Origin of the sequence: Pseudoduganella sp. (genome assembly GCF_041914865.1) — a bacterium.
Taxonomy (GTDB): Bacteria; Pseudomonadota; Gammaproteobacteria; order Burkholderiales; family Burkholderiaceae_D; genus Rugamonas.
On the sequence record NZ_JAYSCO010000036.1, the window covers coordinates 43,454 to 55,955 of the forward strand.

The following is a 12,502-nucleotide window of genomic DNA, read 5'->3' on the forward strand; positions in this document are numbered from 1 at the left end:
CGTTATCATACTAGGATGAAGAAACGTCAATTCCTCGGCGCCGTGGCAGCGGCCGGCGCCATCCCCGCCTTTGGCGCCGCTGCCCCCAAGAGCGCCGCGCGCGGCCCTGCCCTGCTGACCGTCAGCGGCGCGATCGCCAAGCCCAACCGCGGCAGTTTCGACCGCGTGGCGGACCAGATGATGCATCGCCAGCGCCTGAGCTTTGACAAGGCCTTTGTCTTCGACTTCGCGGCCATGACCGCGCTGCCTGCCGTGACCATCAAGCCGACGCTGGAATACGATGCGCGGCCGCATACCCTGTCAGGCCCCTTGCTGGTGGACGTGCTGAAAGCGGCAGGCGCGCAAACGAACGACAGCAGCAATATCGTGCTGCGTGCGGTGGATGGCTATGCGGTGGCGGTGACGCTGGCGCGCATCAAGGCGCAGCGCTATATCGTGGCGACGCACCTGGACGGCGCGCCGATGGCGCTGGGCGGACTCGGCCCGTTATGGGCGATTTACGATGCGGATCGGGTGCCGGAAATGGCGAGCCGGCCCGTGGGCGAGCGCTTCAGCACCTGCCCCTGGGCCCTGTATCACATCGACGTTCAGGCGTAAGCTTCGGCCAGCGACATCACGCGTGGGGTGATGGCGACGCCGATGTCGCCGAATATCTTGTTGATGATGGCCATATTGGCTTCGGCCTCGTCGGCTTTCCAACCGTTGAACAGGTCGGTGCCGTCTTTCTGGAAGTGCAGGTCGAGCACCTTGCCGCGGTCTTTGTGGGTGTAGCCGGAGCTGTGCACCTGCTTGAAACCGCCCGCTGCCAGTGCTTCCAGCACGGCGGTTGGCGGATTATCCGGGTCGGTTGCCATGTATACGCCGAAAGTCTTGCCAGGCGGTTTGGCGGCGATATCAACTTCGTAGATGCCAGGCGCCTTGGTGACAGACGTGGATTTCAAAAATAACATAGCGTTCCCCTAGAACTGTGTGTGGCTTTTCCCAAGTGAGCTAGCTTATTGCTAACGGCCAATTTTGTCACCCGTCGGGGCTAAGTTTTTGCTCCATTCCAACAAAAAAAGTCCGGCAAAAAGGCTTTAGCTGTTCTTGAACTATATTTTTTGCCCTGCTGATTTGCAAGGCTTTAGTGGCTCCAGTAATTAGTTAGGAGTCCTTGACAATTTAATCCTTGGCCTTATACTTGGTACATGGACACGACTTCCGCCCGCATTATCTCCGCAATCTCCCGCATCGGCAGCGTGCTGCGTTCGGGCATGTGGGAATTTGCGACCAGCGAAAACCTGAATCCGGCCCAGGCCGAGATCCTGCAACTGTTGTATAACCGCGCGCCGCAGGGCGTGCGCTTGTCGTGGCTGGCGCGCCAGCTGTCGATTTCAGCGGCCAGCGCCAGCGATTCGGTGGCGGCCCTGGCAGCGAAGGGCCTGGTGCGCAAGGCCCGCGCGCTGGATGACGGCCGCGCCACCGACCTGCACTTGAGCGATGCGGGGCGGCAGCTGGCGCAACGCATTGCCGGCGCCACCAGCTTCGCCGATGAGGCGGTGGCGGCGCTGCCGCCACAGGCGCAGGCGCAGTTGCTGGGCGGCTTGCTGCAGGTGATCGGGCAGCTGCAGAAGACCGAGCGCTTCCCGGAACTGCGGGCCTGCCTGTCGTGCAAGCATTTCCAGCCCAACCGGCATGCGGATGCCGCCGCGCCCCATCATTGCGGGCTGGTCGGCGCGCCTTTGCCGGTGGCGATGCTGCGCCTGGATTGTCCGGAACATGAACCGGCCGATCCGGCACAGCAAGTGAAGAATTGGCAGGCCCTGGTATGAGGCCCGCCTTTTTTTGGCTCCAAATAGTTAGGAGTCCTATTTATTTATTGAAAGGAGTTTCACCATGTCGCGCATTCCACTGAACACCAATGACAGCACCGGCCTGCTGGCCCAGATTCACCAGGCATTCGGCGCCACGCCGAACATGTTCAAGGCAGTTTCCAATTCGCCGGCCGCGTTGCAGAGTATGTGGGGCAGCTTTGGCGCGCTGGGCGGCGGCAAGCTGGGTGCCAGGCTGGGCGAGCAGATTGCCGTCGCCATCGCCGACCGCAACGACTGCGAATACTGCCTGGCCGCGCATACGGCCCTGGGCCGCAAGGCCGGCGCTTCGGCCGAGGAAATGAGCGCCGCGCAAGCTGGCCAGTCGAGCGATCCGAAAACCGCCGCCGCCCTGCGCTTTGCGCTGGCCGTGGTCAGCAACCGCGCCAGGATCGATGACGAGCACGTGGCGGAGCTGCGCGCGGTCGGCTTCAGCGACGAGGAAATCATGGAGATCATGGCGCACGTGGCGCTGAACCTGTTCACCAACTATGTGAACGTGGCGTTCAAGGTGCCGGTCGACTTCCCTGGCGTGAAGCTGCGCGCCAAATGATGCGGCTCGATGCCTCGGCGTGGCTGAATGGGGCCGCGCCGGCCACCGATGGCAAGGTGGTGGCGGTGCACGCCTTCCAGATGCTGTGCCCAGCGTGCGTGGCGCACGGCATTCCGCAGGCGGCCAGGCTGCAGCAGGCTTTTCCCGACCTGGTGGTGATCGGCCTGCACAGCGTGTTCGAGCACCATGACGTGATGACGCCGCGCGCGCTGGAAGCGTTCATCCACGAGTATCGGCTGCCGTTCCCGGTAGCGCTGGACCGGGCGTTGCCGGGTTCACCGGTGCCGGCCACCATGCAGCGCTACCAGTTGCGTGGCACGCCCAGCCTGCTGCTGTTCGACCGCACCGGCCGGCTGCGGCTGAACCACTTCGGGCGCATCGATGATCTGGTGCTGGGCGGTGTGGTCGGGCGCCTGCTGGCCGAGCAGCCCAGTGCCGCGCACGAGGCACCCGGCGCGGCGCCGCCAGCGGGCGGCGCCGGGTGCGACGCCGAAGGCTGCGCCCTGCCCCGCTAGCAGCGCGGGCGCAGGTCAGGGCTGGCCGGCGCGCTTGCGCGCGGCCAGTTCAATGGTGGGCGGCACCAGCGAGCGGTACAGCTGGCCGGTGGCCGCATCCCATGCCATCACGGCATCCTGCTGCCGCTGCACGGTTGCCATGTCGCCGCGCGCGACCGGGCCGGTCAGCGCCGGCGCAGCGCCAAGGCGGAAAGCATTCTCCATGGACTCCAGCGCCAGCGGCCTGGCCAGTTCGCGCGCCACCGCCTCCGGGATGCCGGCCGCCTGGTAGGCGCGCAACGCCGCATCGATCACCGTCACCAGGTAATTGCTGGCGAAGACCGCCGCCGCGTGGTACACCGTCTTGGCCGCCGGGTCGATCCGCACCGCCCGCGCGCCAATCGCCGCCAATGCCGGCAGCAGCACATCCAGAGCCTGCTGGTCGCCTTCAACGCCGCAGAAAGTGCCGGCGAAGCCGGCGGCCACCGCATCCATATCCGCAAAGCTGCGGATCGGATGCACGCTGGCCACATATGCTCCCGCCGCGCGCGCCGCCGCCAGGCGGTCGGACGCCAGCGCCCCGCTGCAGTGGAACACCACGGTTCCCTGCAGCGGCACCGCCGCCGCCAGCGCCTCGCAGGCGGGCACGATCTGGTCATCCGTCACCGTCAGCATGAAGACATCAGCGTCCCGCAGCGCGCTGCCGGCAAGCGTCGGCGTGCCGGCCCCGATAAAGGCCGCCGCCTGCGCCGCCCTGTCCGCCGAGCGGGCCACCACATCCTGTACCGCAAACACGCCCGCCGCCTGCAGCAGGCGGCCCAGCACGCGGCCCACATGGCCGCCGCCGACAACAGTCAGGCTGGGCATCAGAAGCTGGACCCCGGCTGCTTGAGGAACTCGATTTCCTCCGGCGTCGATTCGCGCCCGAGGATGGCATTGCGGTGCGGGAAGCGGCCAAAGCGGCGGATCACCTCATAATGCTTCTTTGCGAAATCCAGCATGCCGGCATAGGCTGGCGCATCCGCCGCCAGCATTTCGAACAGGTCCACGCAGCGCAGCTGCATCGACAGGTTCTCCGCATGCTCCAGCGGCATGTAGGAGAACGCGCGCTGCGCCGGCGGCAAGGTCTGGTTGGCGCCGGAATCGTCCAGCGCGCGCGCCGCCTCCAGCGCCAGCTCATCGCCGGCGAAGGCCTTGGGCGTGCCGCGGTAGACGTTGCGCGTGAACTGGTCCAGCACGATGATGCGCGCCAGCGTGCCTTGCGTGCCCTCGTCGTCCCATTGCCGCAGGCCGCCCAGCAGCGCCTGTTCGATCACATCGCCAAACTGCTGGAAGATGGCGCGGTCGAAAGCGTCGTCCTTGCGCCACCACTCCGGGCGTTGCATATTGTGTCCCTTGGCGCCGATCGGCAGGAACCAGAAATCGAGTACGTCTTGTGAATGGATGACCAAACCTGCCTCCTAGTTGCGTGCGTGGGTGACCTGGAAGCTGTCGATGCCGTCGAAATGCACCATTTCCTCGGCAATGCGCGACAGCGGCGAGCCGCTGCGCTTGCTGAGGGCCAGCGCGACGAAGCGCCACTCCTGCTTGCCCTGGTCCATGCCGATGGTGAGCGAACCACCGGCGATTTCATAGCCCCGCTCCAGCGCCATGGCGCGCAGCTGGTCCTCCTTCGGCTCAAAGCCGGGCTTGAAGCGCATGCTGATCGCGATCGCGTGGCGCGAGGGCAGCCAGGCTTCCACCTTGGACAGGAAGATCATCGACATCGCGCACAGGAAAGCCAGGCCCATGGCGCCCAGGTAGAACCCCAGCCCCACCGCCACTCCGATGCAGGACGAGGCCCAGATCGAAGCCGCCGTCGTCAGGCCGGAGATATTGAAGCCCTCGCGCATGATCACGCCCGCGCCGAGGAAGCCGATGCCGGTGACGATGCCCTGGATCACGCGCGTCGGGTCGGTGCTGATCAGTTCCGACATATGGCCGCCGAACCACAGCGAGGGATAGCCGCACACCACGGTCAGCGCCGCCGAGGCCATGCACACCAGGCCGTAGGTGCGCATGCCCGCCGCTCGTCCGTGGTACGAGCGCTCGTACCCCACCAGCAGGCCAAGCAGGAGCGCCCCGACCAGGTTCATCAGGATCACGAAATTGGTCGCCAGTTCGCCGGACGACCAATAGGCACGCAGGAATTCTATGCTGGGCATGGCTGCCTCACTTTATGGTTTTGATGCTTTTTTGGCTGCGAGCTGCTTTTCAAATGCTACATCGAGTTTGCTGACGCGTTTCACCTTCTGCGGGCCTTGCGCGTTGACGAAAGCGACAAAATCATCCAGCTCCATCGGCGCGCACAGCGGCGGCTGGCCCGGGCCTTCGGTCAGGAAGAAGTGGCCGCTGCCGGTCATGGTCATGGAATAAGCCTGGTTGCCGGAGCGCTCCTTCAGGCGCGCCAGGGCGGCGGAGGCTTTGGTGGAGCGGCTCATATCGCCTCCGTCCTCTGTTCCAGCCAGCGCAGAGCGGCGCCGTCGACATGCGGGCGCAGGCGCCGGCGCACGGTGGCGTGGTAATCGTTCAGCCAGCGCAGCTCGTCTTCGCGCAGCAGCGACTTATCCACGCAGCGCGTATCGATCGGGCACAGGGTCAGGGTTTCGAAGCGCAGGAACTGGCCGAACTCGGAATCGGCGGCCGGCACGTTCAGCACCAGGTTCTCGATGCGGATGCCCCACTTGCCCGGCCGGTAAATGCCCGGTTCGTTGGAGGTGATCATGCCGGGCTCCATCGCCGTATGCGGTTCGGGCGGGGTGGAAGGCGAAATCGACTGCGGGCCTTCATGCACATTCAGGAAGAAGCCCACGCCGTGCCCGGTGCCGTGGCCGAAATCGATGCCGGCCGCCCACAGCGGTGCGCGCGCGATCGCGTCCAGCATCGGCGACTTCACGCCGCGCGGGAACTGTGCCACGGACAGGGCGATCATGCCTTTCAGGACCAGGGTGAAATCGCGCTTGTGCTCCGCAGTGATGGCGCCGACCGGCACCACGCGTGTGATGTCGGTGGTGCCGCCGGTGTACTGGCCGCCCGAGTCGATCAGCAGCAGGCCGTCGCCCTCCACCACGGCGCTGCCCTGTACCGGCGCGCGGTAGTGCATGATGGCGCCGTTGGCGCGGAAGCCGGCAATGGTGCCGAAGCTCGGGCTGACAAAACCCGGACGGCGGCGGCGCGCCGCCAGCAGGTGCTGGCCGATGGCGTATTCGTCCAGCGGCGCGCGCTGCGGGTCGGCCAGCGTCTCTTCCAGCCAGGAGAAGAACTCGCACAGCGCGGCGCCATCCTGCTCCATGGTGGCGCGCACGTAGTCCGCCTCGTGCTCGGTCTTGCGCGACTTGGCGAAGGTGGTGGGGTTGACCGCCTCGATCACGGACACGCTTTCCGGCACCGCCTGGCGCGTGCCGAAGGTGATGCGGCGCGGGTCGAGCAGCAGCGTACTGCCGGCCGGGATGGCGGCCAGTGCGTCGGCCGCTTCCTCGTACGGTTCGACAAACACATTGTCCGCCGACAGCAGGCCGGCCAGGCCCGGCTCGATCTTGCCCGCCGCCACGAACAGCATGGCACGGTCCCGGTCGACCAGCGCATGCGCCAGGAATATCGGGTTGTAATTGACGTCCGAGCCGCGCAGGTTGAACAGGTAGGCGATATCGTCCAGCGTGGAGATCACATGGTGGCTCGCGCCCTGGCGCGCCATCTCGGCCCGCAGCACCGCCAGTTTGGCGGCGCGCGTCTTGTCGGCGTATGGACGCTGGTGTTCATAGACCGGCGCATCCGGCAGGCCGGGGCGGTCGGTCCACACCTCGTCCAGCAGGTCCAGGTCCGTGCGCATGCGGATGCCGCGCGCCTGCAGCAGGCGCGCAATCGACAGGCCCAGTACCGCGCCATCCACCGCCAGCACCTGGCCAGGCTGCAGCCGCTCCGCCAGCCAGTCCACGTACTGCACGCTGGCGCCTGATGAAATTTTCATCAGCTCGATACCGGTGCCGGCCAGTTCGCTTTCCGCCTGGGTCCAGTACCGGCCATCGGTCCAGACGCCCGCGAAATCCTGCGTGATGATGAAGGTGCCGACCGAGCCGGTGAAGCCGGACAGCCATTCACGCCCCTGCCAGCGCGGCGGCAGGTACTCGGACAGGTGGGGATCGGAGGAAGGGACCATGCAGGCGGCAACCTGATGCCGTTGCATCGCCGCGCGCATGGCTTCGAGCCTGTTGCAAATCGATTCTTTCATGGCGACATGATACCGCGATTATGTCCGGCACATGTCACTGCGGCGTGGGCGCGGGAAGGCCAGGCCCGGGCGGCGCGCCGCTACGCGGTCCACCGCCGCCACGATCTCGTCCTGGGCGAAATGCTGCAGCATATGGCCGCCATCCACCAGCTGCAGCTCCGACTGCAGCAATTCGCGGTGCAGGCGTCCGGAATGGTGCTGCGCATCGGCCATTTTGTCACCCCGCCCCGCCAGCAACACGACCGGCAGCACCAGCCCCGCATAGTTGGCCTGCATCAGCGCCACCGTGGGCACCATCATGGCCGATTCGGCGGCCGAGGCGCGCACCTGCAGCGGCCGCAAGGACAGCCATTTCGGCAAGCGGCGGAACGACGGTGGCACCGGCGTCGGACTGAACATGCGCCATACCTGGACCGGCCACAACAGCCGCGACAGCAGCGGCGAAATGGTATGGCGCAGGAGGTCGCCCAGCAGCGGCACTGCCGGTCCCGCCTGCAGCGGGGCATCGAGCCGGACCGTCGGGTAGTAATAGCCGGAAACAAGCACCAAGCCGCGCACCACCCCAGGCGCCAGCCGTGCCATGGCCATCGCCACCAGCGTTCCCCACGAATGGCCCAGTACCAGGCCGTCCGCCACCTCCAGCTGCTGCAGCGCTTTCAGCAGCAGCGCGGCCTGGTGTTCAACGGTCCAGAAACGGCCGCGCGGCCGCGAGCTATAGCCGAACCCTGGGCGGTCGAAGGCGATCACGCGATAGCGTTGCGCCAGGCGGTCCACCAGGCCGGCCGCCTCGTAATCCTGGGCCATCGCGGCATTGCCATGCAGCAGGACCAGCACCGGGCCACTGCCCCGCTCCAGATAGTGCAGGCGTACGCCGTCCACCTCCATGAAACGCCCGCTGGGCGGCAAGGCACGCTCGGCCTGCCGCCCTTTCATATGCACCACCGCAAACGCCGCCGCCAGCGCCGCGCCCGCCAACATCCACTTGTCGCGCTTATCCATAGAGTCCCCCCGCAGATCGGACAGCGTAATCCAGCCTGCGGGGCGCCAGTGTTCGTGGACGAACCCTGGACTGAAAATGCCGCAAGACGGCGTCCACGCTTACAGGCGCGGTACCCCGTCCCGGTTGACAGGGATGGTACGGCCCGGCTCATGGGTCAGCTGCGCATGGTGCTGCACGCCACGGAACTCGTAGGAGACGTCCCAGTACTGCGGCGTGGTGCTCTGCACCGCTTCGCAGCGCCGTACTTCCTGCAGCGCGTTGTCGCGGCGCCGTCCGGCGTTGGCGCCGACCGCGGCACCGGCGATCGCGCCGCCGGCGGTGGCGATGTCGCGCCCCGACCCGCTGCCGACCTGATGGCCCAGCACCCCGCCCAGGATGGCGCCAGCGACCGCGCCGACCGCCCCACTGCCGGAGGAGCCGGCCATCTGCTGCTGTTCGATCCAGCAGCGCTGCTCGGGCGGGCCGACCACGGCGCGCACGGCGGTCACCGGCGCTTCATACAGGCGTTCGCGCGGGCGCTGGCGGTACTCGTAGGCGGGTGCGGGCAGCGGTGCCGGTGCGTAATTGGCCACGTCACGCCGGCGCGGCACCGGGCGGATGGAGGAGATGCGGTCGTCCAGGCCCATCCCATCCAGGCTGGCATAGCTGCCTCGGCGCAAGACCCGACATTGGCCGCCGAAATTGGCGTCAGAACAGACTTCCCAGCGCCCGCTTTCCACCACGACGGATGAGGCGCGGTCATTGAAGCCGGCACGGCGCAAGTCGGAAATGGTCTTCGCGACCGCCATTGGCCGCCCGCGCCAGCCCTCCTGTGGATAAAGCGTGAGTTGTGCCCAGGCCTGGCTGCACAGCAGTGCGGCAGCGGCGGCCGCTGCAAGTTTGAATTGGTTACGCATGATGTCCTCCCATGGCAGATGCGTCCAGCTTGCTCCCGTCGTGCAAGCTGGTCTGTTAGGGAACACTCTTTTCAGGTTTCGAAGCGGCGCAAACCGTCGAGGTCGAGGATGCGGATGCCGCCGTAATCGACGCGCAGCAAGCCTTCCTTCTCCAGCACTTGCAGCGCCTGGTTGGCGCGCTGGCGCGAGGCGCCCGACAGCAGGCCAACTTCTTCCTGCGAGATTTGCACCACGCGCTCGCTGCCGGGATACAAATGGGAATTAAACAGTGACGCAAGGCATCTTGCGACCCGGGTATCAGGATCGAGCAAGCGTTCGTTTTCCACCATACCGATGAACTGACCTAAGCGTTCATTGAGCTGCATCAAAAGGAACCGGGTGAAGGGTAGGCTATTCTCGAGCAGGTAGTGGAAGGTGACGGCGGGCATGCGTGCGATGCGGCTGTCGCGCAGGGTCATGGCGTCGTATTTGCGGTGCTCGTCTTTCAATAACGAGCCTTCGCCAAACCAGCCGCCGGGCGGTACGCCGGTAAATGTGACGCTTTTCCCGTTAGGCGAAAAATTATTCATTTTCACCATGCCCGAGATAATGCCGATCCAATTATCGACCACTTCGCCTTTATGGCAAACGTACCCGCCTTTGGGAATGAATTCCTCGTAACAGGTGGCCTCGACGCGCGCCAGTTGCTCCGCTGTGAGCACGGGCGCCCAGGTGGAATTGCGTATGGCTTCGATCAGGCTTGGTTCGTTTTTCATCGTTGTTGCGTCGCACCATCAAAAGTCGCCGAATTGTCTCTGAAATGACAACCTTGCGAACTAGCTCACGCTAATATCATCACACAAAAAGCCATAGGCACCTAAAAACCAAGGAGACACCCGTGCAGGATAATCTGACGACCTTCCCTCGCAGGCTGCTTCAGCATGGCAAGGAGCGGCCGCACAAGCCGGCGTTCCGCGAAAAGGACCTGGGCATCTGGCAGACCTGGGACTGGCAGCAGGTGAATGCCGAAGTGCGCGCGCTGGCCTGCGGCCTGGCATCCATCGGCTTCCAGCGCGGCATGAACCTGGCCATTATCGGCGACAACCGTCCGCGCCTGTACTGGTCGATGCTGGCGGCCCAGTGCCTGGGCGGCGTGCCGGTGCCGCTGTACCAGGATGCGCCGGCGGCCGACATGGCCTTTGTGCTGGAGAACGCCGAGATCGCCTACGCCATCGTGGAGGACCAGGAGCAGGTCGACAAGCTGCTGGACCTGTGCGACCAGTGCCCGAATATCAAGCACATCGCCTATGAAGATGAACGGGGTATGCGCAACTACACGCATGCGCAGTTGATGTCCTACGCCCGCCTGCAGGAACTGGGGCGCGAGTACGACAAGGCGCACCCTGGATTCTATGAGGCCGCGATCGCGGAGGGCAAGGAGGACGACAGCGCCATCATCCTGTACACCTCCGGCACCACCGGCAAGCCGAAAGGCGTGTGCCAGACCCATAAGGCGCTGCTGTCGGCGGCGGTCGGCGGCATCGGCTTCGACAAACTGACCGACGAGGAGAACGTGCTGTCCTACCTGCCGATGGCCTGGGTGGGCGATTGCCTGTTCTCCTTCGCCCAGGCCATGACGGCCGGTTTCACCGTGAACTGCCCCGAGTCGTCGGACACCGTCACCACCGACCTGCGCGAGATCGGCCCCTCCTACTATTTCGCCCCGCCGCGCATCTTTGAGAACATGCTGACGCAAGTGATGATCCGCATGGAAGATGCGGGTGCCGTCAAGCGCAAGATGTTCCACTACTTTATGGACGTGGCGCGCCGGGTCGGCTCAGACATCCTGGACGGCAAGCCGGTCCCCTTCGCCGACCGCCTGCGCTACGCGATCGGCAATGTGCTGGTCTACGGGCCGCTGCGCAACGTGCTGGGCATGTCGCGCATCCGCGTGGCGTACACGGCGGGCGCCGCCATCGGGCCCGACCTGTTCCGCTTCTACCGCTCCATCGGCGTCAACCTGAAGCAGTTCTACGGTTCCACCGAAACCTGCGCCTACATCTGCCTGCAGCCGGACGGCGAGATCAAGTTCGATTCGGTCGGCAAGCCGGCGCCTGGAGTGGAAGTGAAGCTGGCGCCGAACGGCGAGGTGCTGGTCAAGTCGCCGACCCTGATGCATTGCTATTACAAGCGGCCGGACGCCACGGCGGAGGCGATCGACAGCGAGGGCTACTTCCACACCGGCGATGCCGGCATCTTCGACAACGACGGCCACCTGCGCATCATCGACCGCGCGGCCGACGTGGGCAAGATGAACAACGGCGCCATCTTCGCGCCCAACTACATCGAGAACAAGCTGAAGTTCTTCCCCTTCATCAAGGAGGCGGTGGCTTTCGGCCATGAGCGCGACAAGGTGACCGCCTTCATCAACATCGATATGGAAGCCGTCGGCAACTGGGCCGAGCGGCGCGGCATCGCCTACTCGGGCTACACCGACCTGGCTGCGCACGAACAGACCTATGCGCTGGTGAAGGAGTGCGTGGAGAAGGTCAACGCCGACCTGGCGCAGGAAGCGCTGATGGCCGATACCCAGGTGCACCGTTTCCTGGTGCTGCACAAGGAGCTGGACCCTGACGACGATGAGCTGACCCGTACCCGCAAAGTGCGGCGCAAATTCATCGCCGAGAAATACGCGGTGCTGATCGACGCACTGTACGGCGGCAAAGCTTCGCAATACATCGAAACCCAGGTCAAGTTCGAGGATGGCCGCACCGGCACGGTGGCGGCGGACCTGCGGATCATGGACCTCAAGGCAGCCTAAGCGGAGTGCGCACCATGCAAATGAACGAACCGAGCGCGATCAGCGCCGGCCGAAAGGTCGGCGACGTGATCCTGGACCTGCGCAATATCTCGCTGTCTTTCGGCGGGGTGAAGGCGCTGACCAATATTTCCTTCGACGTGCGTGAGCACGAGATCCGCGCCATCATCGGCCCGAACGGCGCGGGCAAGAGCTCGATGCTGAACGTGATTAACGGGGTCTATCGCCCGCAGCAGGGCGAAATCATCTACCGCGGCCAGCACCGCAAGAACATGGACTGCTACGCCGCCGCCAAATCCGGCATCGCGCGCACCTTCCAGAATATTGCGCTGTTCAAGGGCATGACGGTGCTGGACAACATCATGACCGGCCGCAACCTGAAGATGAAGTCCAACTTCCTGATGCAGGCGCTGTACTGGGGCCCGGCGCGGCGTGAAGAGATCGAGCACCGCCGCAAATGCGAGGAGGTGATCGACTTCCTGGAGATCCAGCATATCCGCAAGACGCCGGTGGGGCGCCTGCCCTACGGCCTGCAAAAGCGCGTGGAGCTGGGCCGCGCCCTCGCCGCCGAACCGCAGATCCTGCTGCTGGACGAGCCGATGGCGGGCATGAACGTGGAAGAGAAGCAGGACATGTGCCGCTTCA

Annotated in this window: 15 protein-coding genes; 6 read left to right on the top strand and 9 right to left on the bottom strand. The window is 65.2% G+C overall.

Annotated features, from left to right (window positions below):
- Positions 1–15 precede the first annotated feature (15 nt).
- Positions 16–597 (top strand): molybdopterin-dependent oxidoreductase, encoded by a 582-nt coding sequence (locus ACE3TQ_RS16965; RefSeq protein WP_374583465.1) that lies wholly within the window; start codon positions 16–18, stop codon positions 595–597.
- Here ACE3TQ_RS16965 and ACE3TQ_RS16970 read toward each other — a convergent pair.
- Entirely contained in the window at positions 588–950 is a 363-nt protein-coding gene (locus tag ACE3TQ_RS16970; protein ID WP_374583466.1) for a hypothetical protein, read from the bottom strand. The genes ACE3TQ_RS16965 and ACE3TQ_RS16970 overlap by 10 nt on opposite strands.
- A gap of 237 nt (positions 951–1,187) precedes the next feature.
- Here ACE3TQ_RS16970 and ACE3TQ_RS16975 point away from each other — a divergent pair, with 237 nt between their 5' ends.
- The 3 genes from ACE3TQ_RS16975 (at position 1,188) to ACE3TQ_RS16985 (ending at position 2,918) form a co-directional block, all read left to right on the top strand.
- Positions 1,188–1,811 carry a MarR family winged helix-turn-helix transcriptional regulator gene (locus tag ACE3TQ_RS16975; protein ID WP_374583467.1) on the top strand — a complete coding sequence of 208 codons (624 nt, stop codon included), beginning with the start codon at positions 1,188–1,190 and terminating at the stop codon, positions 1,809–1,811.
- A 64-nt stretch (positions 1,812–1,875) separates the two neighbouring features.
- Positions 1,876–2,403, top strand: coding sequence for a carboxymuconolactone decarboxylase family protein (locus ACE3TQ_RS16980; protein WP_374583468.1), 528 nt, complete (start codon positions 1,876–1,878; stop codon positions 2,401–2,403).
- Positions 2,400–2,918, top strand: coding sequence for a TlpA family protein disulfide reductase (locus tag ACE3TQ_RS16985; RefSeq protein WP_374583469.1), 519 nt, complete (start codon positions 2,400–2,402; stop codon positions 2,916–2,918). Before ACE3TQ_RS16980 ends, ACE3TQ_RS16985 begins: the two co-directional genes overlap by 4 nt.
- 15 nt (positions 2,919–2,933) lie before the next feature.
- Here the strand turns inward: ACE3TQ_RS16985 and ACE3TQ_RS16990 are convergent, their stop codons facing one another.
- The 8 genes from ACE3TQ_RS16990 to ACE3TQ_RS17025 all read right to left on the bottom strand — a co-directional run bounded on the left by ACE3TQ_RS16990 (position 2,934) and on the right by ACE3TQ_RS17025 (position 9,815).
- Positions 2,934–3,764: a Rossmann-like and DUF2520 domain-containing protein gene (locus tag ACE3TQ_RS16990; RefSeq protein ID WP_374583470.1), complete on the bottom strand. Its 831-nt coding sequence runs from the start codon at positions 3,762–3,764 to the stop codon at positions 2,934–2,936.
- Positions 3,764–4,348 (bottom strand): DUF924 family protein, encoded by a 585-nt coding sequence (locus ACE3TQ_RS16995; protein WP_374583471.1) that lies wholly within the window; start codon positions 4,346–4,348, stop codon positions 3,764–3,766. The genes ACE3TQ_RS16990 and ACE3TQ_RS16995 overlap by 1 nt, the downstream gene beginning before the upstream one ends.
- Positions 4,349–4,357: 9 nt before the next feature.
- Positions 4,358–5,101, bottom strand: coding sequence for an MgtC/SapB family protein (locus tag ACE3TQ_RS17000; protein WP_374583472.1), 744 nt, complete (start codon positions 5,099–5,101; stop codon positions 4,358–4,360).
- Between the two features lie 12 nt (positions 5,102–5,113).
- Positions 5,114–5,377, bottom strand: coding sequence for a hypothetical protein (locus ACE3TQ_RS17005; protein WP_374583473.1), 264 nt, complete (start codon positions 5,375–5,377; stop codon positions 5,114–5,116).
- The gene (locus tag ACE3TQ_RS17010) at positions 5,374–7,164 is read right to left on the bottom strand and encodes an aminopeptidase P family protein (RefSeq protein WP_374583474.1); all 1,791 of its coding nucleotides are present in this window, start codon (positions 7,162–7,164) and stop codon (positions 5,374–5,376) included. The genes ACE3TQ_RS17005 and ACE3TQ_RS17010 overlap by 4 nt, the downstream gene beginning before the upstream one ends.
- Positions 7,165–7,182: 18 nt before the next feature.
- The gene (locus ACE3TQ_RS17015) at positions 7,183–8,163 is read right to left on the bottom strand and encodes an alpha/beta fold hydrolase (RefSeq protein WP_374583475.1); all 981 of its coding nucleotides are present in this window, start codon (positions 8,161–8,163) and stop codon (positions 7,183–7,185) included.
- Between the two features lie 99 nt (positions 8,164–8,262).
- On the bottom strand, positions 8,263–9,060 hold the full coding sequence (locus tag ACE3TQ_RS17020) for a beta/gamma crystallin-related protein (protein ID WP_374583476.1): 798 nt from the start codon (positions 9,058–9,060) through the stop codon (positions 8,263–8,265).
- Positions 9,061–9,131: 71 nt separating this feature from the next.
- Positions 9,132–9,815 carry a Crp/Fnr family transcriptional regulator gene (locus tag ACE3TQ_RS17025; protein ID WP_374583477.1) on the bottom strand — a complete coding sequence of 228 codons (684 nt, stop codon included), beginning with the start codon at positions 9,813–9,815 and terminating at the stop codon, positions 9,132–9,134.
- Positions 9,816–9,937: 122 nt separating this feature from the next.
- Between ACE3TQ_RS17025 and ACE3TQ_RS17030 the strand changes: the two genes are divergently transcribed.
- Entirely contained in the window at positions 9,938–11,860 is a 1,923-nt protein-coding gene (locus tag ACE3TQ_RS17030; protein WP_374583478.1) for a long-chain fatty acid--CoA ligase, read from the top strand.
- Positions 11,861–11,874: 14 nt separating this feature from the next.
- A partial coding sequence (locus ACE3TQ_RS17035; protein WP_374583479.1) for an ABC transporter ATP-binding protein occupies positions 11,875–12,502 on the top strand: 628 nt, incomplete at its 3' end.

Bases quoted from the DNA above. Each gene is read 5' to 3' on its own strand.
- ACE3TQ_RS16965 (WP_374583465.1), top strand. From the start codon at position 16: ATGAAGAAACGTCAATTCCTCGGCGCCGTGGCAGCGGCCGGCGCCATC.
- ACE3TQ_RS16970 (WP_374583466.1), bottom strand. From the start codon at position 950: ATGTTATTTTTGAAATCCACGTCTGTCACCAAGGCGCCTGGCATCTAC.
- ACE3TQ_RS16975 (WP_374583467.1), top strand. From the start codon at position 1,188: ATGGACACGACTTCCGCCCGCATTATCTCCGCAATCTCCCGCATCGGC.
- ACE3TQ_RS16980 (WP_374583468.1), top strand. From the start codon at position 1,876: ATGTCGCGCATTCCACTGAACACCAATGACAGCACCGGCCTGCTGGCC.
- ACE3TQ_RS16985 (WP_374583469.1), top strand. From the start codon at position 2,400: ATGATGCGGCTCGATGCCTCGGCGTGGCTGAATGGGGCCGCGCCGGCC.
- ACE3TQ_RS16990 (WP_374583470.1), bottom strand. From the start codon at position 3,764: ATGCCCAGCCTGACTGTTGTCGGCGGCGGCCATGTGGGCCGCGTGCTG.
- ACE3TQ_RS17000 (WP_374583472.1), bottom strand. From the start codon at position 5,101: ATGCCCAGCATAGAATTCCTGCGTGCCTATTGGTCGTCCGGCGAACTG.
- ACE3TQ_RS17005 (WP_374583473.1), bottom strand. From the start codon at position 5,377: ATGAGCCGCTCCACCAAAGCCTCCGCCGCCCTGGCGCGCCTGAAGGAG.
- ACE3TQ_RS17010 (WP_374583474.1), bottom strand. From the start codon at position 7,164: ATGAAAGAATCGATTTGCAACAGGCTCGAAGCCATGCGCGCGGCGATG.
- ACE3TQ_RS17015 (WP_374583475.1), bottom strand. From the start codon at position 8,163: ATGGATAAGCGCGACAAGTGGATGTTGGCGGGCGCGGCGCTGGCGGCG.
- ACE3TQ_RS17020 (WP_374583476.1), bottom strand. From the start codon at position 9,060: ATGCGTAACCAATTCAAACTTGCAGCGGCCGCCGCTGCCGCACTGCTG.
- ACE3TQ_RS17025 (WP_374583477.1), bottom strand. From the start codon at position 9,815: ATGAAAAACGAACCAAGCCTGATCGAAGCCATACGCAATTCCACCTGG.